The organism is Stenotrophomonas sp. Steno-Z2 (assembly GCF_056393235.1).
The window spans coordinates 482739-502380 of the sequence record NZ_JBWJOY010000001.1 but is presented as its reverse complement, the minus strand read 5'-3'; the positions used below and the strand labels follow the sequence as shown (position 1 = coordinate 502380).

The window sequence follows — 19642 nt, the reverse complement described above, 5'->3', positions numbered from 1 at the left end:
GCGAGGCGGCACGGCAGGGCGGCGGCGCGGGGGGTATCGCACAGGCCACGCCCGGACAGGCACCGGAAACACCACAGGGAATCGCCAGCAAGGCCGACGGGCTCCGTTGCCGGGAGCGTCGCTGCCCGTGGCCGGCACCGCGTGGGCGCCCGTCCATGACCGCATGACGAAGTACCCACCATGGAAACCCAAGGACGCAGCATGAAGACCAGCGCTTTACGCAACGCCATTTCCATCGCCCTGTTCGCCACCCTTTCCGGCAATGCCGGCAACGCCCTGGCCCAGGAACCCCCGCCCGACGCAGGCGGCACCGAAGCCGGGCAGGAAGACGGCGCAGGGCAGGGGAGCGCCACCGCACCGGCACCCTCGAAGCCCGCGTCGCGGAAGGAGCCGGCCGCCACCGAACTGGAAACGGTGACCGTCACCGGCACCCGCATCCGCGGCGGCACCACGCCGTCGCCGGTGATCGGCATCGGCAGCGAACAGATCCGGCAGGAGGGTTTCAACGACCTGGGCGAGGTGGTGCGGAGCCTGCCGCAGAATTTCAGTGGCGGGCAGAACCCGGGTGTCATCGGGGCCGCAGCTGGTGTTGGTAACCAGGATCTTACGGGCGGTTCCGCACTTAACCTACGCGGCCTGGGGGCAGACGCCTCGCTGACGCTGCTCAATGGCCGCAGGCTTGCGTACGACGGTTTCTCGCAGGCGGTGGACATCAGCGCCATTCCTGTGGAAGCGGTCGAGCGTCTGGAGATCGTTCCCGATGGTGCATCCGCGATCTACGGCTCGGACGCCGTAGGCGGCGTGGCCAACGTGATCCTCAAGCGTGACTTCGATGGCGTGGCGGTGGGCATGCGCCATGCAGGCACCGCCGACGGTGGACTGGCGACGCGGGAGTACAACGCGACCGCGGGTGCGCAATGGGTCCGCGGGGGAATGATTGCCACCTTCAAGAACACCACCTCCGACCCCATCCACGCCCGCCAGCGCAGCTATACCCGCCATCTTGCCGAGCCCTACACCCTCCATGGAGGGGCCGAGACCCGCAGCGGTCTGCTCAGCTTCCACCAGGCCTTGGGCGAGCTGGCCGAACTGCGCCTGGATGCGCTGCGGACCAAACGCGACATGGAACGCTATGTCAGCCAAGGCGCCGCCTACTACCGCTATACCCCGGACACCTCCATAACGCTTGTTTCGCCGAGCATCGCCTTTTTCCTGGGCAGGGACTGGTCGCTCACCCTGGGAGGAACGCACGGCAAGGACGAGAACATCGATGAGCGCTACTACGTTTCGGCGACGGGAAGCCGCCTGGTTACGCAGACCTGTAGCTGCAATCGAAGCCGTTCCTACGAGATCGGTGCGGAAGGCCCGCTGTTTGCAATCGGGGAAGGGGAGGCACGTCTTGCGGTGGGGGCCGGCTCGCGCGAAGACGCGTTCATGAGCCACCCCCGTGTTGCAGGCGCTTCATACGGCGGGAGCGAGCGCGCACGCTCGGCCTATGTCGAGCTCAGCCTTCCGGTCGTCGCACCATCGATGGGCATGGACGGCATCCGCCGGCTGGAACTGAGCGCGGCGCTGCGCAGCGAGGACTACGCCAGCTTCGGCGCCGTGACTACGCCGAAACTGGGGGTCATATACGATCCCAATGCCCACCTGACCTTCAAGGCCTCATGGGGACGTTCGTTCAAGGCGCCGACGCTGCTGCAGCGCCATCAGAACCGGATGGCCTATCTGTGGAGCGCATCTGCGGTGGGAGCCACTGGAAGTCCAGCCGACGCGACCGTGCTGATGTCCTACGGCGGCAATGCCGATCTGCAGGCGGAACGGGCGCGCACCTGGACCGCGGCGCTGGCCATCCATCCGGAGGCGCTACCGGGTCTGGAAGCTGAGTTGACCTGGTTCGATGTCGATTACGCCGACCGTGTCGTGGAACCGGTGAGTTATGCGCATGCCCTGTCCAATCCGGCATATGCCGAATTCGTGGACCTCGCGCCGACGCCCGGACAGATGGAGCGCCTGCTGGCTGTCTACAGCAGCGCCTTCTACAACCTGTCGGGTGCTCCCTACGATCCGGCCAAGGTGGTGGCGATCATTCGCGACCAGTACGTCAATGCCGCGCGGCAGCGCGTCCAGGGTGTCGATCTGTCCGCGTCGTACCGGTTCGATCTGGGGCACGGCCAACTGGCGATCCGTGGATCATCCAGCTGGCTCGACAGCGAGCAGCGGACCAGCGCCGGCCACCCGGTGAATCCACTGGCCGGCACCATCGCCAATCCGGCACGGTTCAACGGCCGCATCGGTGCGGTGTGGACATCGGGGGGATTCACCGCCTCCGCTTTCGTCAACCATACCTGCGGCGTGACCAGCCGCCGCGGTGGAGTGCCAGACAAGGGCGCATCGTTCACCACGCTGGACACTACCCTGGGCTACGAACTCGCTACGCGTGGCGGCGGCTTCCCGGCGTTGTCGTTCGGCCTTTCGATACAGAACCTGCTGGATCGTGCGCCCCCGCTGTACGCGCCTGCGGTGGCGACCTACGTGCCTTACGATGCCACCAACTACTCCGCCATCGGAAGGTTCGCCAGCGCTTCGGTTTCGATGCGCTGGTAGGGAGCAGGCCATGCATATGCACCTTCCCCATGCCCCGATGCGGAGTCAATGCGCCCGGTTGCGGCGATTCGTGACGGGACGGGTATTCCCGGTTTGTGCAACGCTGTCCTTCCTGCTGGCGGCTGTGCTCGCCGCGCCACCAGCCTGCGCAGCGACGGTCTCGCCACGTCGCCTCCTGGAGGTGAACGACCTGGGCAATCCAGTGATGTCGCCCGATGGCCGCCATGTGGCGTTCCGCATGGAACAGGCGTCCATCGAGCGCAATACCTACGACAGCGCCTGGTATGTACACGACCTGGCTGGACGCTCGCCGCCGCTGCGGATCGGGGAGGGTGGCGAACCTCTGCGTGAACATGCGACTGGCTTGGTGCAGCCATCGCCAGCGGTTTGGTCAAGGGATGGACATTGGCTGCATTACCGTGCGCGGATCGATGGCCGCGTCTCCATCTGGCGCGCGGCCGCAGATGGTTCGCAGGCGCGGGAAGTAGTGAAGGACGCGGCGGACGTGCGTGATTTCGTCCTCGGCAAGGACGGGAATACCGTGCTCTACAGCGTCGGCGCCACGCGTGAAGCCGTACTCGATGCCGAGCAGGATGAGTACGAGCGTGGGGTGCGCATCGATGAATCGGTAATGCTCGCTGGTGGCCTGCACCGTTCGGGCAGGGTCGAAGGGCGGCTGGCGACGCAACGGTTCCTGGGCGACTGGTTCTCGACGGGTCCTTTGCTGGCCACCGTGTCCGACCGATGGAAGGTCGTCGGCACTGGCACTCCGGCCGTACGGGACGCCACGGTGTCGGAAGTGCCCGCTGCGCTGCTGACGGCTACCGATCTGCCAGGAATCCAGCCGGCGCCGGCGAAGCTCGTTCCGCATCCGGATGACACGCGCATCGCCCTCGTCCTGCCTGCGCAGGATACGGAGGCAGGCATGTTGCAACCAGTAACTTCTGCCCTGGCCATGTTGCCCGATAGGCGGTCCACGAAGCTCGTACGTTGCGTCGCTGCATTGTGCCGGCATCGCGCCATAGGCGATGTGCGGTGGCGGCCGGGAAGCGACGAGGTCCTGTTCACCACCACTGACTACGACAGGGGGCGCGCACAGTCCATCCATCGCTGGAATGTAGTCACCGGTGCGGTGCAGACCATCGTGGTATCGGATGGGTTGGTGAGTGGCAGCCAGTGGCGCCCGGACGTTCCATGCGGGGTGTCGGCCAGGACGCTTGTGTGCGTTGCCGCAGAGGCGGATCGCCCGCCCAGGCTGGAAGCGATCGACATCGACAGCGGTGAGCGCCGGGTGTTGTTCGAACCGAACAAGGGGCTGGAGGCGGATATCGCCGCCACGGCACCCGTGCGGATGATCCGCTGGAAGGACGCGCAGGGACGCGAGTTCACCGGTCAGCTTTTCGAAGCGAGGAACGCCGATCACCCGCCGCCTTTGTTCATTACGTTCTATACCTGCCAGGGGTTCCTGCGGGGCGGGCTGGGCGATGAATGGCCCTTGGCCTCGCTGGCCGGGCAGGGCATCTCGGCGCTGTGCATCAATGCATTGCCCGGCTTCCGCCTGGACTATGTGGAACGCCATGACCAGGGGCGGGCCGCCGTGGAAAGCGTGGTCGCGTTGCTGGCCGCCGATGGAAAGGCCGATCCCGGGCGCATAGGCATGGGCGGGCTCAGCTTCGGCAGCGAGGTGACCTTGTGGACGCTCATGCATTCGGATGTGGTCACAGCCGCATCTGTCAGCAGTATTTCGCCGACTCCGAGCTACTACCTGCTCAACAGCCTGCGCGAGGCATTCCGTACCAATCTGCGCCTGATGTGGCAGCTCGGCGCACCCGCCGAAACACCCGGGCGCTGGGAGGAGATATCGCCAGCATTCCAGCTGGGCCGGATCCGCGCACCCATCCTGTTCCAACTGCCGGAGCAGGAATACCGGATGCTGCTGGATTACGCGTTGCCGTTGGTGCGCAGGGAGCAGGGGGATCTCTATGTCTTCCCGGAGGAAGCGCACATCAAGTTCCAGCCGCGACACAAACTGGCCGCATACGAACGCAATATCGACTGGTTCCGCTTCTGGTTGCAGGGATATGAGGATCGGGATCCCGCGAAGGACGGGCAGTACCTGATCTGGCGGAATATGCGCGCACGGGCATCGGAAACGGCGGACAAAGGACGCGCCGGCGGAGGAAGCTAAGGCTGCTGCCGGGCCCAGTTCTCTGTGGCGCACAGGTCGAAGATGCGCAGGAACGAAAGGTCGCGCGGTGCCAGTTCACGTGTCAGGAAATCCGCGAGCGCGCTGCGGTCCAGCAGGCCGTGGGCGGCGAGTTGGCCTTCTTCCAGGAACCGGCGCATGCCGGGTTTGTTGTACGTGTAAACGGCTGCCATGTAACCGGTATACGAACCCTTGCTGCGCCGATCGAGGATCCCCGGTGGCAACCGGTCGGCGAAAGCATCACGGGCGACCGCGCGATTGCGCCCCCCCTCGATCCACATCCACGTCGGTACGCGCAGGCAGGCTTCCAGGACGGGTTGGGACAGAAGCGGAAAGCGCATGGAACGCCCCGCCCGACGCGGTGCCGTGTCCCGGAACAGCTGCGTGCCGATGAGGTCCTGGATTTTCTCGCGGTCGCCCGGCAGCGCGTCCGCCGGTATGTCCAGCCAGGGGTGATGGCGCGGCATGTCGGGCGTATGCGACGGGGAAAGAAAGCTGCTGTCCTTCTTCCACGTATCGGAAGAGGGGCGCCGGAGCTTGCGCAGCGTCAGCCGTGCCGCTTTCCAGAACGTGCATTGGTGGAGGGCCGAGAGGTCACGAAGAGCGGCGATGCCGGCTCGCAGGCCGTCCTCGCGGAAGGCGTCGGCTGCCGGCGCCGCTGTCTTCAGGTAGCAGAAGACGGTGTCACCGCCACCACCGGAAAGGTAGCTGTCCGCATCGCAGCCCGCGCCAACTTCCTCCCATGCCTCGTTCACTGCGTTCTGCAGGATCCCCATCGCTGGCAGGAATGCCGAGGGTGACAGGGGAAAGTCGAAGCGGACATCCTCGAAGCCGACCGGCTGGGTAACGAGGCCGCACCCCAGCGCGTCCGTGACAAGCCGCGCGTAGGGGCGTTCGTCCGTGCCAGCCACCGGCATGACCAACGTGCAGAATGTGGCACGCGCTGCATTCCCCTTGAGGCATGCTGCGACGATGGAGGAATCGAGCCCGCCTGACAGCTCCACCACCCACCTGCGGTCGGCCGCCGACAGCGAGGAAACCGCGACGGAGACCGCGGTGCGTACATCGGCGATGGCCGCGTCGCGGTCCTTGTGGCGAACGTCAGCGGTTACAAAGGACCAGGGAGACCAGGCTGCATGCGTCGAAACGCCACCGCCGCGGCAGGTGAGCGTGGTGCCGGGAAGAAGCTCGCGTATGCGCTTCAGCGTGGTGTGGCCCGTCCGGAGGCAGGGGTAGGCAAGGCAGTGTGCAACTGCTTGCCAATCCACCTCCTTGCGGTAGACGCCCAGATGGGCTGCAAGGGCGATATCGGAGGTTGCGAATCCACCGTTCCCCGCGAAGCAATAGACGCATGGCACGGCACCCGAGGGGTCGCGCAGCAGCCGCAGTATCTGTTCTTCACCGCGGTCGGCCGTATGCACCAGGAGGTATTCGCCCCATGTATCGCGCAACAGTCGATGCTCCTGCTGCTCGGCGCTGCCCTCGAGTGCGGATGCGTCGGTGACCGCCTTGCCGTCGCGGCCGAAAAGCCGGCCTATGAGCACCCCATGGCCAGGCAGCCAAAGCATCGGCGTTGTGGCGGAAACGAACAGACGGGCGTGGCGGGTGCGTAGTCCGCAGCGGAATCCAAGGGAGTGCAGGGCCGCGTCCAGGCGCGCCGAACTGCTGAGCTCTTCACCCAGCAGGAGAATGTAGTCGTGTGCCATCAGATGATCCTGATCGGGGTATGGGCGACGGCGTCGGACAAGGTCTCGTTCAGCACGGTGCCCTCCGTCTGCACCCAGCAGTGGGCCGCGAAAGGGACCAGGGTCACACCGAAGACGATCCGCGCTGGCAGCCGACGTCGCGAGAGGAAGTGGAACAGGGCCAGCGAGTCCGGCAGGCAGCAGGGATCGACAGGCACGTAGCGGCGTGCATGGGTGAACTGCGCTGCCGCGTCCCGCAGCGCTTCATTGACCCTGGCAGGGGAGGTGTGAGGCGGGATGCAGGCGCGGCGGGCGAGTGCGTCCCTGATGACCGCCTTGAACGGGCGACGGCGCAGCTGTCGTCGTGTCCACCAGACGGTTGCCGCGACCTCGGCCAGAACGCCAGCTCCAACCGGGCGGTGCGCCGCGCCTGACAACTCGATGGCGCTGGCTGTCGGATCGGGAAGCTCAGCCGGGACGACGCCCGGGGCAGGGGATGCCGCGATCACGATCCCCTTGCCTTCCAGTTCTTCGCGCTGGCATGGGGAAAGCGCGCCGGACGTCAGGTAATGGCGCATGACCGACTCCAGCGGAGCGGTCAGCGTGAAGTACCGGTCGAGCGCGAAATCGAGGAAGACCAGATGGCCATCGACCTCGCAGCAGGACAGATCCTGGTTGATCAGCCAGTGCATCCTTTCCTCCCGGCAGGACGCGCACCAAGGTGCGCGTCCTGTGTCGACTCACTCCTCGGAGATGCCCGGAATCATCGGAAGCCCTGGGCCGGTCGGTTCACCCGGGCCGGCGTTGCCCTTGGTCTCCACGCTCGCGACGCCCAACTCGATCACGTCGTCCGCGCTGGTGCGGGTGTTGTCGTTGCTGTCCATCTTTGCCTCTCCTGCGGTTGCGTCATGGCCGTTTCCATGACGCATGCAGCCTGGGAGGCGGAGAAATTTATTCTCAAATGATTATTGCGTTGCCAAGCCATGATTATCCGCGGATGTGCGGTCCGTCATGGAACGCGTGGTCAGCTACGCGAAGACGCGCGCTGCTGGATCGACCGCAGGGCTCTGCGCGCTCCCGGAAAATCCGGCGCGGCTACTGGCGCCGTTCGTGCTGGTCGACAAGCAGGGCCACGATCCGCGGAACCAGACGCCTGCGGCGCGCGTGGTAGTCGCTCAGGGCGGCTTTCAGCGCCGGGATGTCGCGTGCCTGCCAGTAGCGGCCGAGTTCGGCCAGTTCTTCGTCGGCATGGTCGATCAGTAGGTGTTTGGCGCGCCGCACAGGCGCCAGCCGGTCGTTGGCCTGTTTGACGGTCTGGTGCAGCGGGCGGAAGGCGGCGGCATCGGCGATGGCGTCGAACAGTTTCCAGGTCCGCTTGATCGCATCGTCCTCGTTGCCGGACGCCGTGTCATTACCGATGTGGGCCGGCGCGTCCTCGAGGCCGACCCTGTCGCAGGCTATCAGCAGCAGCTGCTCCATCCAGTCGTAGAGGTCGCGCAGGCCGAGCTCGGTGAACAGGGGCACATGCAGCCCGTTGCGCGCGTGGTCGTCGATCAGCCCTTCGCCGACGAGGCGGTAGAGCGCGGCGCGGACGGGCGTGGGGCTGCTGTTGAACTCCACGGCCAGGACGCCTGGGTCGATGCGTTGCCCGGGCAGGTACAGCCCCGAGCGCAGCGCCTGCCGCACCTGCCGGTAGACGAGCGCGCTCTTGGAGTGGTTCGCACACATGCCGAGCTCCCTGCCTGCGTATGGCGTCCTTTTCGCGGGGCGATGGTACAAGAGCCCCGCGCGTGCCTGGGAACAGGGTTCGTCAACGTTTTCACGCTGCGCTTGTACTCCACTCCACGGATCAGTCGGGGCATGGAGCCGGGTGGCCGCGGCTTCCCGCCGCCTTGGCCACCGTCGCGCCACCCCCGCGACAGCTGGCATGATGCGCCGATGCCGCCCACCCTCGATCAGCTCCGTCGTTACGCCGTCGCCCGTTCGCTGTTCAAGCCGACCACGCTGATGCGGGCGATCGAGAAACTCGGTTTCGTCCAGGCCGACCCCATCCGCGCGCCGGCGCGGGCGCAGGACCTGACCCTGCGCCACCGGGTCAGGGACTACCGCGCCGGTGAACTGGAGCGGCGCTATGCGCGCCTGCCGCTGGAAGAGGATTTCTTCGTCAACTACGGCTTCCTGCCGCGCGCGCACCAGGCGTTGATGCACCCGCGGCAGGCGCGCACGGCGTGGACGCCGGCGCGCTGGAAGCAGGCGCAGGCGGTGCGCGAATTCGTCGCCGGCCGCGGCGTGGCGCACCCGCGCGAGGTCGAGGCGCATTTCGCCCATGGCAAGACCACCAACTGGTTCGGCGGCTCGTCCAACGCCAGCACCCAGCTGCTCGACGGCATGCATTACCGCGGCCTGCTGCGGGTGGCGCGGCGCGAGGGCGGCACCCGCGTGTACGCCGTGCGCGAGGACATCGCGCCGGTGCCGGCGGATGAGATCGAAACACGGCTGGACGCGCTGATCGACCTGGTCGTGGGCAAGTACGCGCCGCTGCCGGCGGCCAGCCTGCGGCAGCTGGTCGGTTACCTGGGCAACGGCGTTCCGCAGTGGCGCGACGCCTGCAGGCCGGCGCTGCTGCGCGCGCGGCAGCGCCTGCAGTGCGCGCGCGTGGACGGTGTGGACTGGCTGTGGCCCGATGGCGAGCGCGCGGAAAGCCGGCGCTGGCAAGCCGACGAGCAGGTGCGCCTGCTGACGCCGTTCGACCCGGTGGTATGGGACCGCCGCCGCTTCGAGCTGCTGTGGGGCTGGACCTATCGTTTCGAGGCCTACACCCCGGCGGCGAAGCGCAGGCTCGGCTACTACGCGATGCCGCTGCTGTGGCGCGAGCAGGTGATCGGCTGGGGCAACCTGTCGGTGGTGGCGGGCGCGCTGGACGCGCAGCTGCGCTACGTCGCTGGCCGGCCGCCGAAGGAGGCGGCGTTCCGCATCGCGCTCGAGGAGGAACTGGAGCGCATGCGCGTATTCCTGGGCCTGGCGGACTGAGGCGGCCTGTTGCCGTTGCGGTCATGTTTGTGCCCGCATGCATCACGCTTCGGCACGCGGCCCTAATCGAGGGCGCTGCAGCGTGGTCGCGTGACAGAGGCAGCAACGAGGTGCGCCATGACCAGCAACCAGAGCCGCAACCGGACCGACCAGGTGCAGCAGCAGCCGCGCCCCGGTACCGAGGACCAACGCAGAACCAACCCCGCGCGACAGGGCACGCGCAGCGAGCCCAGCCACCAGAAGGACATGCACGACCAGCGCATGCTGGACCGCGAAGAGGGCGATACGGAAACGGGCGGAAACAAGGATTCCCACCACTGATCGCGGTGGCAGCGGCCGGTGGAAATCCGCACCTGGGCGCGAACCCGCCAGGAGATGACGGCCATGAAGAAACGCCATGTATTCAGTGCGTCCGGTCTGGCGCTGGCCGAGCAGGCGATGGCGGCGGCGCGCAGCGCCGGCGTGGACAATGACGACATCCTGCTGGTCGCGCGCTCGGACATCGAGAAACGCGCGATTCCCGACAGGCGCAAGATGGCCGACACCGACCTGGTGGCGGCGGTGGGCCGTGGCGCCGGCTACGGCGCCGCCACCGGCCTGCTGGCCGGGCTGGTGGCCGTGGCGGTGCCGCCGCTGGGCATCACCCTGGCCGGTGCCGCGGCGGTGGGGCTGGCCGGTGCGATGGTCGGCAGCCTGGCGTCGGCCCTGCTCGGGGCGACCGTGCCCGATCCGGTACGCCAGGCCTTCGACGACGAGATCCAGGCCGGCAACATCCTGCTGGTGGTCGACGGCGAACCGGAGGTGCTCGACGTGGCCGGCCCGGCCATCGAACGCCTGGGCCTGCGCCCGCTGCCCTACGAATCCACGTCGGCGCTGACCTGAGGGCATCGCGGCGCCGGCGCCACGCACTCGACGCCACCGCCGTTCTTGCCTAAGGTCGGTGCTTCGCCAATCGCGGGGAACGGGAATGCGCGTCGGATTCGTGCTGGGAATGTGTCTGGCCGTGGGCAGCCTGCAGGCCGCCGAGCCGGTGGCGACGGTGCGGGTGGCCTTCGACCGCGACGGCATCACCGCCAGCGAGGCGCACGGCCTGGCCGACATCGCCGCCGGGCGCGCGCTGGGCGCCGACGATCCGGTGCGGATCGCCTCGATCTCCAAGCTGGTCACCGCGCTGGGCGTGATGCGCATGGTCGAGGCCGGGCAGCTGGACCTGGACGCGGACGTGTCGCGCTGGCTGGGCTGGCCGCTGCGCCACCCGCAGTTCCCCGACACGCCGATCACCCTGCGCCTGCTGCTGTCGCACCGCGCCGGGCTCACCGACGCCGCCGGTTACTACGCCGTGCCGCTGGGCGGGCAGCTGCGGCAGGTGCTGGACGACCCGCGCGCATGGGACAAGGCGCATGCGCCGGGCACGTTCTTCCGCTACGCCAACATCGATTTCCCGCTCATCGCCTCGGTGATGGAGCGGGCCAGCGGCGAACGCTTCGACCGGCTGATGCAGCGGCTGGTGCTGGCACCGCTGGGCATTGCCGCCTGCTACAACTGGGACAGCTGCGACGACGCCACCGTGGCGCGCGCGGTGGTGCTGTACGACGCGGCGCACCAGCCGGTGCGCGACGACAACCACGGCCGCCGCCCCGATTGCCCGGTGGTGGCCGCCACCGACGGCAGCTGCGACCTGGGCCGCTGGCGCGCCGGCGACAACGGCGCGCTGTTCGCGCCGCAGGGCGGCCTGCGCATTTCCGCCAACGGCCTGGCGAAGATCGGGCGCCTGCTGCTGGGCGAGGGCGAGGTGGACGGCGTGCGCCTGCTGCGCGCCGACTCGGTGCGCGAACTGGCGCGTCCGCAGTGGACCTGGGCGCCCGGCGACGGCATGACCTCGGAAGAAGACGACAGCGGGCAGGGCGGCGACGGTTTCTTCTGCCGTTACGGGCTGGCGATGCAGACCCTGGCCACGCCGGTGGAGGGCTGCCGCGACGATCCGTTCGGCGACGGCGTGGCGCGCTTCGGCCATTCCGGTTCGGCCTATGGCCTGTTGTCGGGGCTGTGGGTGGACCCGGCCAGCGGCACCGGCGTGGCGTATTTCGCCACCGGCCTGCCGGAGGCACGCAAGGGCGAGCGCTCGGCGTTCTCGGCTACCGAGGAGCGGCTGGCCCGGCCGTGATGGCGGCCGGCCGGTGGCCCGCCGCGTGATCGAAGCGCCGCCGCGCCCCGCGTGCAGGCCGGTGCGCGCGGCGGCGATGCTCGCGCTCAGGCGGATGCCGCGCCCAGGACATGGCCGGCCAGCTGGCTGATGCCGCCGACGGCCAGCTCCACCCAGATCGCCAGCACCACGCACAGCGTGGCGATGCCCAGCATCCACCGCTGCCGCCGGCTGCCGAGCCGCCGCGCGAAGTACTCATAGCCCAGCCCGGCGCCGAACAGCAGGGCCCCCATCACCCCGAAGTCCATCGGGCCCCAGTGCCAGCCATCGCCGGCGGGCTTGTGGCGGTCCAGCGCGGACATGACCAGGGGGATGAGAAGCAGCAGGCCGGTTCCGATGGCCGGGCGGATCGCAAGGCTTTTCACGGCGGTACTCCACGGATGATGGACGGGCCTGCAGCATGGGCCGGCCGTGCGGAGCCGGGATGGCGGCAGGGTGAGGTCACGGTGAAGTCGTGGGCGGGCCGGCGTCGCCGTGCCGGCGCTGCCGGCGCAGCGCGGTGCGCATCAGCCGCTGGAAGACAGGGCATTGCAGGTGGTCGTCGTGGCGGCAGCGGGCGGCGTGGCGCAGGCCATCGCGCAGGGCCTGCAGGCGGGCGATGCGCCGCTCCAGCTGCCCGGCCCTGTGCAGCAGCTGCGCGCGGTCGATGGCCGGGGCGCCGCCGTCGCCGAGCATGGCGCCGATTTCCTCCAGCGAGAACCCCGCCGCGCGCCCCAGCGCGATCAGCGACAGGCGTTGCATCACCGAGGCCGCATAGACGCGGCGCAGGCCGTTGCGGCCGATGGGCCGGATCAGCCCGCGGGTTTCGTAATAGCGCAGGGTGGAGGCGGCGACGCCGCTCTGCCGCACCACCTGGCCGATGTCGATCTCCTGCACGCTTGACCTCAAGTCGGCTTCAACGCCGAGACTGATGGAAACAGGTTTCCAGTCGGGCGGAAAGAGCGATGGACGGTGTCGGAATCATCCTGCGGGTCATGGTCATGGGCATTGCCGCCACCGCGGCCACCGATCTGTGGGCGCTGCTGCTGCGCCGGCTCGGGCGGCCCACGCTGGACTACGCGCTGCTGGGCCGCTGGATAGGCCACTGGCGCGCAGGGCGTTGGCGCCATGCCGCCATCCGCACGGCGGCGCCGGTCCGACACGAGCGCGCGCTCGGCTGGGGCGCGCACTACGCCATCGGCGTCGGCATGGCCGGCGCGCTGGTGGCCATCGCCGGCAGTGGCTGGCTGCGGCAGCCGACGCCGGGCGCGGCGCTGGGCTTCGGCGTGGGCAGCGTGCTGCTGCCCTTCCTGGTGATGCAGCCGGCGTTCGGCAACGGCGTCGCCGCCGCGCGCACGCCGCGGCCGTGGCCGGCGCGCCTGCAGAGCCTGGCCACGCATGCGGTGTTCGGCGCGGGCTTGTATGCCGGGGCTGCGGCATGCGCCGTTTTTCCGCTTTGACATCAAGGACTTGAAGGAAAGCGCCGGAACGCTGCTAGCCTTTCCCCCCACCGCCCGGAGAACGCCATGACCATCGGATCGCAGTCGGACATCGACGGCCTGCAGCGCATCGGCCGGCTGGTGGCGCAGGTGCGCGAGGCGATGCTCGCCGCCGCCTGCCCGGGCATGACCACCGGCGAGCTCGACCTGATCGGCGAGCGTCTGCTCGCCGCGCAGGGCGCGCAGCCGGCGCCGCGCCTGGTCTATGGCTTCCCGGGCACGACCTGCGTCAGCGTCAACGAGGAAGCCGCCCATGGCGTGCCCGGCGCGCGCGTGCTGGCCGCCGGCGACGTGGTGAACGTGGACGTGTCCGCCGAGCTGGAAGGCTATTTCGCCGATACCGGCGGCACCCGCGTGCTGCCGAAGGCCGCGCCGCGCGACCTGCGCCTGTGCCATGCCGCGCGCAGCGCCCTGGCCAACGCGCTGAAGGTGGCGCGCGCCGGGCAGCCGCTGAACCTGATCGGCGCGGCGATCGAACGCACCGCGCGCCAGTCCGGCTTCCGCGTGATCGAGAACCTGGGCAGCCATGGCGTGGGCCGCGCGCTGCACGAGGAACCGGACCACATCCCCGGCTATTACGACCCGCAGGACACGCGCCTGCTGCACGAAGGCATGGTCATCACCATCGAGCCGTTCCTGTCCACGCGCAGCCGCCAGGTCGAGGAAGGCGACGATGGCTGGACCCTGCTGGGCGCGCGCGGCAACCGCTCGGCGCAGTACGAGCACACGCTGATCGTCACCCGCGGCGAGCCGATCGTGGTGACCCTGCACTGACCTGCGCGCCGCGCCATCGACGCGGCCTGCACGCGGCGCTGGCGATGGTGCGGGCATTCCCGTCCACCACCCACGCGCATGGCCGATCCACCGCTGCTTACCCCCGATGGCCGCTATCTGGTCGTGCGCGGCCGCCTGTGGCGCGCCACCAATCCGCACCTGCCGGAGGAACAACGGCAGGCGGCGGTGCGTGCGCTGATGGCCGCGCGCCGCGAGGTGGGGCGCGCGCGCCGGCAGGGCGACCGCCAGGCGCTGGCGCGTGCCGGCGAAGCGGTGGATGCGGCCAAGCGCGCGCTCGGCGAACGCGGGCCGGTGTGGTGGGACGACGGCGCGCCGGACTACAACCGCCACCTGGCGAAGAACACGCCGTACGCGGCGTGGCATGCGCGCATGGCCGGCGCCGCGGGCGATTGAGCGGCGATGCGCCACTGGCGCGGCATCACGAACGGAAACACCGGTCCGGAAGCCCGGACACCGCAGGTGCCGGGCATGCCCGGCACGACGCCATGCAGGAAAGCGCGGCGCCGGCCCCGCGTCTACGGGGCGGGATGCGCCTGCCGGTCCGCCTGGCCGGCGGCCAGGGTCCAGCCGACCAGGTCGGTGGTGGCCTTGCCCAGCGCGGTTTCGAAGGCGGCGGCCACGCTGGCCACGTCGGTGCCGGCGGCGGGCTCGGCGACGAGGAAGGTGCGCGAGGCGACCACGCGCTGGTCCAGGCTGTGGATCAGCTTGGCGTTGAGCTCGATGGTCGCCGCCGGGCGCTCGTTGCCGGCGTAGTCCGATTCGAAGCGGCGCAGGTCGATGGCGAGCTTGTAGTCCGAACGGATGCCGGTGGCGATGCGCGCCACCGCGCCGATCCGGCCGGAGTCCTCGAAGCCGCGCAGCAGCGCGTCCTCGAGCATGTCGGTGGCCGGCTGCGACCAGGTGGCGCCGCGGTAGACCTCCAGCTCGCCCGGGGTCGGGCGCACGTTGATGCGCGGGCTGTCCACCAGGCGCGCGGCGGCCGGCTTGGCGATGGCCAGCTGCCAGTCCACCCGCGGCCACGCCGCATCGGCGCTGATGCGCGCCTGCGGCGCGTAGATGGTGATGGGGTGGCGGTCGCCGCTGGCCAGCACCGAGCAGCCGGCCAGGGCCAGGACGCAGAAGGGGGCGAGCAGTCGCATCGGCAGGGAGCGCTTCATTTGGGGTCGAACTCCTTCGGGGCATCGCGGCCGAGCAGGTAGCGTGCCGGGTTGTTCTCGAGGCGGTCGCTGACCCGGCGCAGGTCGCGGATCAGCCCGCGCAGCTCGGTCAGGGTCGGGCCGAGCTGGGCCAGGCCGTCGTTGGCGAAACTGTTGATGGCCGCGCGGTTCTCGCCCAGGATCGCGTTGGCGTTGCCGGCGGCCGAGTCGAGCTTGGCGAGGCTGGCATCGAGTTTGTCGAGCGTGGCCGGCAGCTGGCGCACGACATTCTCGTCCAGGTGGCGGATCGTGCCGTTGGCGGTGGTGAGGGTGGCGTTGAGGTTGCGCGCGGCGTCGCGCGCCTCCACCAGCAGCGCCTGGGTGCCCTGGTCGCGGTCGGCCAGGCCGCCGCTGATGGTTTCCAGGTGCGCCAGGGTGTTGGAGATGCGCTCCACGTTCTGGTCGCTGAGCAGCTCGTCCATGCGCTCGACCACGCGGTTGGCCACGTCGGTGATGTTCTGCAGCGCCGAGGGCGAGGTCTGGATGGTGGGCACGGGTTCCTTGCTGACCGCGGTGAGCGCGGCCGCCTGCGGGCTGCCGCCGCTGAGCTGGATGATGGCCGGGCCGGTGATGCTGGTGATGGCGAGCTTGGCGCGGGTGTCGGTCTTGACCGGCGTGGTCGAGTTCAGGCGCAGCCTGGCGATGACCTTGCGCGGGTCGTCCGGCGCCAGCGACAGGTCGGTGATCGAGCCCACCGAGATGCCGTTGTACTGCACCGGGCTGCCGACCGACAGGCCGGTCACCGCCTCGTCGAACACCACCCTGTATTCCTGCCAGGTGCGGTCGGACGAGTACTTCGCCGCCCACAGGCCGAAGGCGAGCAGGGCCAGCGACACGATGAGGGTGAAGGCGCCGATCAGGACGTAATGGGCTTTGGTTTCCATGGGGTCACGGCCGGGAAGGGGGAGCGGGGAACAGGGAAGGACGCAGGGCCGCCGTGCCTGCTCTGTCCGCGGACAGAGGTTGCAGCACGGCGGTGAAGGCGAAGCGAGGGCCCGGGTTCATGCCTGCCGCTCCGTTTCCCGTTCCCCGCTTCCACGCGCGGCGCGGGCGCGCGGGCCGTGGAAGTATTCGCGGATCCACGGGTGGTCCAGGCGTTCGATCTCCGGCAGCGGCGCGGTGGCCACGACCTTGTGGTCGGCCAGCACCGCGACCCGGTCGCAGATGGCATAGAGCGTGTCCAGGTCGTGGGTGATCAGGAACACGGTCAGGCCCAGCGCTTCCTGCAGGGTCTTGATCAGGCGGTCGAAGGCGGCCGCGCCGATCGGGTCCAGGCCGGCGGTGGGTTCGTCCAGGAACAGCAGCGGCGGGTCCAGCGCCAGCGCGCGCGCCAGCCCGGCGCGCTTGCGCATGCCGCCGGACAGCTGCGAGGGCAGCTTGTTGATGGCATCGGCCGGCAGGCCGGCGAGCTTGACCTTGAGCAGCGCCAGTTCGTAGTGCCAGCGCTCGGGCAGTTCCGGGTGGTGTTCCTTCAGCGGCACCTGCACGTTCTCGCCGACGGTGAGCGAGGAGAACAGCGCGCCGTCCTGGAACAGCACGCCGGTGTTGCGTTCGATGTGCAGGCGCGCGGCCGGGTCGTCGGCGCGCGCGTCCGCGCCCAGCACCTCGATCTGCCCGGCGTCGGGCGTGCGCAGGCCGAGGATGGAGCGCATCAGCACCGACTTGCCGGTGCCCGAGCCGCCGACCACGCCGAGGATCTCGCCGCGGCGCACGTCCAGGTCCAGGCCCTCGTGCACGGTCTGGTTGCCGAAGCGGTTGACCAGCCCGCGCACGCGGATGGCCAGTTCGTCGCCGTCGTGCCTGTCCCGGGAAGGAATCGCCATCGTGCGTCCCTCACCAGCCCATGTGCATGAACCACAACGCGGCCAGCGCATCGAGGATGATGACCAGCGAGATCGTCTGCACCACGCTGGAGGTCGTGCGCTCGCCCACCGACTGCGCGGTGCCCTGGACCTTCAGCCCTTCCAGGCAGCCGATCAGGGCGATGATCAGCGCGAACACCGGCGCCTTGGACAGGCCGACCAGGAAGTGGCGCAGTTCCATGGTCTCGTGCATGCGCGCGATGTACATCTGCGGCGGGATGCCCAGGTCGAAGGCGCCCACGGTGACGCCGCCGGCCAGGCCGGCGACCATGGCGATGAAGGTCAGCAGCGGCAGCATCAGCATCAGCGCCAGCACCCGCGGCAGCACCAGCAGGTCGATCGGGTCCAGGCCCAGGGTCTGGATCGCGTCGATCTCCTCGCGCGCCTTCATCGCGCCGATCTGCGCGGTGAAGGCGCTGGCGGTGCGCCCGGCCAGCACGATGGCGGTCAGCAGTACGCCGAACTCGCGCAGGAAGGCGATGTTGACCAGCTCGACCACGTAGATCTCGGCGCCGAAGTCGCGCAGGATGGTCGAGCCGAGGAAGGCGATCACCGCGCCGACCAGGTAGGACAGCAGCGCGATCAGCGGCACCGCGTCCAGCCCGACTTCTTCCATCTGGTGCACGGTGGCGGTCAGGCGCAGGCGCCGCGGTTGCCGCACCAGCCGCGCCAGCTTGGCCAGGTTCTCGCCGAAGAAGCCCAGCAGCACCACGATGTTGCCGCCGATGGCGTGCACCGAGCGGCCGAGCCGCTCCAGCGCCGCGGCCACGCCGTAGTCGCGCTGCGGCCGCGGGCGTTCGTCGGCGACCTCGTCGATGGTGCAGACCAGGGCGCGGTGCTCGTCGCGGAACAGCAGCGCGTCGTCGGCCAGCCCGGCGCTGCGCGAGTAACGCAGCAGCTGCAGCACGCCGGCCGAATCGAGCTGGTCGATGCCGCGCGCGTCCATCCCGCGCACCGGCGCCTGGATGCCGCCCAGCACCTGCGCCGACTGCAGGGCGGTGGACAACGTCCAGCTGCCCGACAGCCTGAGCTGGCCGTCGACGTCCGGGTCCATCGCGCAATGGGGCGGTTCGGCGTTTTTCATGGGGGCGTCCGGCGCCGAGCATAACCCGTCGCCCGTCGTGCGCCCATGAGTCGATCAGTGGGGCGCACTTCCGGGTGATACTAATGCGCATGTCCGCCGAACCCGTCGCCCCCGTTTCCATCGCTCCCGGCCGCGCCACCTACGCGCAGCGCGTGGCCTTCGTCACGGAGATCGCCGGCCGCCTGCACAGCTACGGCACCACCGCGCAGCGGCTGGAGGCGGCGGTGGTCGCGCTGTCGCAGCGGCTGGACCTGGATTGCGAGCCCTGGTCCAACCCGACCGGCATCATCCTCAGTTTCAGCGACCCGACCCAGGCGATCGGCTCCAGCGACATCACCCGCGTGATCCGCCTCGACCCCGGCAGCAACGACCTGCACAAACTGACCCTGGCCGACCAGATCGCCGATGCGGTGGCCAGCGGGCAGATGAGCATCGCCCAGGGCCACACCGCGCTGCGCCAGCTCGACCGCGCGCCGACCTGGCGCGACAACGCGCAGATGCTGCTGTCCTTCTGCCTGGGCTCGGCGGGCGTGGCCGGCATGTGGCGCCTGCCGTGGCTGGACGTCATTACCGCCGGTTTCACCGGCCTGCTGATCGGACTGATGCTGTTCTATACCGACCGGCGCGTGGCCACCCGCGAGGCCAGCGATGCGCTGGCCGCGCTGCTGGCCGGTTTCGTCGCGGTACTGGTGGCCAGTTTCGTCGGCCCGCTGAACCAGAACTCGGTGATCATCGCCTCGCTGGTGGTATTGCTGCCGGGCATGGCGCTGACCAACGCGGTCAACGAACTGGCCAGCCAGCACTGGGTATCGGGCACGGCGCGTTTCGCCGGCGCGCTGACCACCATCATGAAACTGACGGTGGGCGCGATGATCGCGGTGACCATCAGCGACCTGATCGGGCTCGATCCGCTGGTGCGCGCCTCGCGCCCGCAGCCGGAATGGGTGGAATGGGGCTCGGTGATGCTGGCCGCGTTCGCCTTCGCCATGCTGTTCCGCGCCTCGCGCCGGGATTATCCGTGGGTGATGGCCGCCTCGCTGGCCGGTTATGCCATTTCCCGTTATGGCGGGCAGCAGTGGGGCGGCCCGGCGGGGATATTCCTGGCGGCGATGATGCTGACCGCCGCCGGCAACCTGTTCGGCCGGCTGGTGCAGCGGCCGGGCGCCATCATCCGCCTGCCCGGCATCATCATGCTGGTGCCCGGCAGCATCAGCCTGCGCGGGGTATTGAGCTTGATCCAGCAGCAGAACGTGGGGGCCGGCGAGTCGGCGCTGCTGACCGTGGTCAATGTGGTGATGGCGCTGGTCGCCGGCCTGCTGTTCGGCAACCTGCTGGTGCCGGCGCGGAAGAATCTCTGAGCTGGGAACTAGTGGAGAGGAACGAGGAACGAGTGAAGGCAGACGCATGGGCAGGGGGCAAGTAAAGAAGCAAGGCAGAAGTGACAGCCGTCATCTCCGCGAAGGCGGAGATCGCTCTTGCTTCTTCTCACTCCTCTT

The 19642-nt window shown here is 69.2% G+C and carries 20 protein-coding genes; 10 read left to right on the top strand and 10 right to left on the bottom strand.

The features are described from left to right. Positions 1-201 precede the first annotated feature (201 nt). Both AC06FP_RS02210 and AC06FP_RS02205 read left to right on the top strand, forming a co-directional pair. On the top strand, positions 202-2607 hold the full coding sequence (locus AC06FP_RS02210) for a TonB-dependent receptor plug domain-containing protein (RefSeq protein WP_478074323.1): 2406 nt from the start codon (positions 202-204) through the stop codon (positions 2605-2607). Between the two features lie 10 nt (positions 2608-2617). Continuing rightward, entirely contained in the window at positions 2618-4795 is a 2178-nt protein-coding gene (locus tag AC06FP_RS02205; protein ID WP_478074322.1) for an Atxe2 family lasso peptide isopeptidase, read from the top strand. Here the strand turns inward: AC06FP_RS02205 and AC06FP_RS02200 are convergent. The 4 genes from AC06FP_RS02200 to AC06FP_RS02185 form a co-directional block, all read right to left on the bottom strand. Further along, positions 4792-6519, bottom strand: coding sequence for an asparagine synthase-related protein (locus AC06FP_RS02200; RefSeq protein ID WP_478074321.1), 1728 nt, complete (start codon positions 6517-6519; stop codon positions 4792-4794). The two genes, AC06FP_RS02205 and AC06FP_RS02200, sit on opposite strands and share 4 nt — an antisense overlap. Continuing rightward, on the bottom strand, positions 6519-7190 hold the full coding sequence (locus AC06FP_RS02195; RefSeq protein ID WP_478074320.1) for a lasso peptide biosynthesis B2 protein: 672 nt from the start codon (positions 7188-7190) through the stop codon (positions 6519-6521). Before AC06FP_RS02195 ends, AC06FP_RS02200 begins: the two co-directional genes overlap by 1 nt. A gap of 48 nt (positions 7191-7238) precedes the next feature. Further along, positions 7239-7382 carry a benenodin family lasso peptide gene (locus AC06FP_RS02190; RefSeq protein WP_478074319.1) on the bottom strand — a complete coding sequence of 48 codons (144 nt, stop codon included), beginning with the start codon at positions 7380-7382 and terminating at the stop codon, positions 7239-7241. Between the two features lie 211 nt (positions 7383-7593). After that, the gene (locus AC06FP_RS02185) at positions 7594-8226 is read right to left on the bottom strand and encodes a GntR family transcriptional regulator (protein ID WP_478074318.1); all 633 of its coding nucleotides are present in this window, start codon (positions 8224-8226) and stop codon (positions 7594-7596) included. A 210-nt stretch (positions 8227-8436) separates the two neighbouring features. Between AC06FP_RS02185 and AC06FP_RS02180 the strand changes: the two genes are divergently transcribed. The 4 genes from AC06FP_RS02180 (at position 8437) to AC06FP_RS02165 (ending at position 11692) form a co-directional block, all read left to right on the top strand. Further along, a complete protein-coding gene (locus tag AC06FP_RS02180; RefSeq protein ID WP_478074317.1) occupies positions 8437-9528 on the top strand; it encodes a DNA glycosylase AlkZ-like family protein in 1092 nt (363 codons plus the stop codon). A 117-nt stretch (positions 9529-9645) separates the two neighbouring features. Next, the gene (locus tag AC06FP_RS02175; RefSeq protein ID WP_478074316.1) at positions 9646-9849 is read left to right on the top strand and encodes a hypothetical protein; all 204 of its coding nucleotides are present in this window, start codon (positions 9646-9648) and stop codon (positions 9847-9849) included. Between the two features lie 63 nt (positions 9850-9912). After that, complete coding sequence (locus AC06FP_RS02170) at positions 9913-10410, top strand: hypothetical protein (RefSeq protein ID WP_456117145.1); 498 nt, start codon at positions 9913-9915, stop codon at positions 10408-10410. A gap of 85 nt (positions 10411-10495) precedes the next feature. Beyond that, the gene (locus AC06FP_RS02165) at positions 10496-11692 is read left to right on the top strand and encodes a serine hydrolase domain-containing protein (RefSeq protein ID WP_478074315.1); all 1197 of its coding nucleotides are present in this window, start codon (positions 10496-10498) and stop codon (positions 11690-11692) included. Positions 11693-11778: 86 nt separating this feature from the next. On the opposite strand, the gene AC06FP_RS02160 is transcribed toward AC06FP_RS02165, so the two are convergent. Continuing rightward, on the bottom strand, positions 11779-12096 hold the full coding sequence (locus AC06FP_RS02160) for a hypothetical protein (protein WP_478074314.1): 318 nt from the start codon (positions 12094-12096) through the stop codon (positions 11779-11781). A gap of 76 nt (positions 12097-12172) precedes the next feature. After that, positions 12173-12619, bottom strand: a complete 447-nt coding sequence (locus tag AC06FP_RS02155) for a helix-turn-helix domain-containing protein (protein WP_478074313.1) — start codon at positions 12617-12619, stop codon at positions 12173-12175. A gap of 56 nt (positions 12620-12675) precedes the next feature. On the opposite strand from AC06FP_RS02155, the gene AC06FP_RS02150 reads away from it, so the two are divergent. The 3 genes from AC06FP_RS02150 to AC06FP_RS02140 all read left to right on the top strand — a co-directional run bounded on the left by AC06FP_RS02150 (position 12676) and on the right by AC06FP_RS02140 (position 14397). Beyond that, a complete protein-coding gene (locus tag AC06FP_RS02150) occupies positions 12676-13170 on the top strand; it encodes a DUF2938 family protein (RefSeq protein WP_478074312.1) in 495 nt (164 codons plus the stop codon). 66 nt (positions 13171-13236) lie between these two features. Next, positions 13237-13983: a type I methionyl aminopeptidase gene (gene map, locus AC06FP_RS02145; RefSeq protein WP_478074311.1), complete on the top strand. Its 747-nt coding sequence runs from the start codon at positions 13237-13239 to the stop codon at positions 13981-13983. 78 nt (positions 13984-14061) lie between these two features. Continuing rightward, positions 14062-14397, top strand: coding sequence for a hypothetical protein (locus AC06FP_RS02140; protein WP_478074310.1), 336 nt, complete (start codon positions 14062-14064; stop codon positions 14395-14397). Positions 14398-14519: 122 nt separating this feature from the next. Here AC06FP_RS02140 and AC06FP_RS02135 read toward each other — a convergent pair whose 3' ends face one another. The 4 genes from AC06FP_RS02135 to AC06FP_RS02120 all read right to left on the bottom strand — a co-directional run bounded on the left by AC06FP_RS02135 (position 14520) and on the right by AC06FP_RS02120 (position 18146). Beyond that, positions 14520-15143, bottom strand: a complete 624-nt coding sequence (locus AC06FP_RS02135; RefSeq protein WP_456119478.1) for an ABC-type transport auxiliary lipoprotein family protein — start codon at positions 15141-15143, stop codon at positions 14520-14522. A gap of 14 nt (positions 15144-15157) precedes the next feature. Then, entirely contained in the window at positions 15158-16084 is a 927-nt protein-coding gene (locus tag AC06FP_RS02130; protein WP_478074309.1) for an MlaD family protein, read from the bottom strand. A 117-nt stretch (positions 16085-16201) separates the two neighbouring features. Then, on the bottom strand, positions 16202-17023 hold the full coding sequence (locus AC06FP_RS02125; RefSeq protein WP_478074308.1) for an ABC transporter ATP-binding protein: 822 nt from the start codon (positions 17021-17023) through the stop codon (positions 16202-16204). Positions 17024-17033: 10 nt separating this feature from the next. Beyond that, positions 17034-18146, bottom strand: coding sequence for an MlaE family ABC transporter permease (locus tag AC06FP_RS02120; RefSeq protein ID WP_456117136.1), 1113 nt, complete (start codon positions 18144-18146; stop codon positions 17034-17036). 89 nt (positions 18147-18235) lie between these two features. On the opposite strand from AC06FP_RS02120, the gene AC06FP_RS02115 reads away from it, so the two are divergent. Beyond that, entirely contained in the window at positions 18236-19504 is a 1269-nt protein-coding gene (locus tag AC06FP_RS02115) for a threonine/serine exporter family protein (protein ID WP_456117135.1), read from the top strand. The last annotated feature ends 138 nt before the right edge of the window (positions 19505-19642 follow it).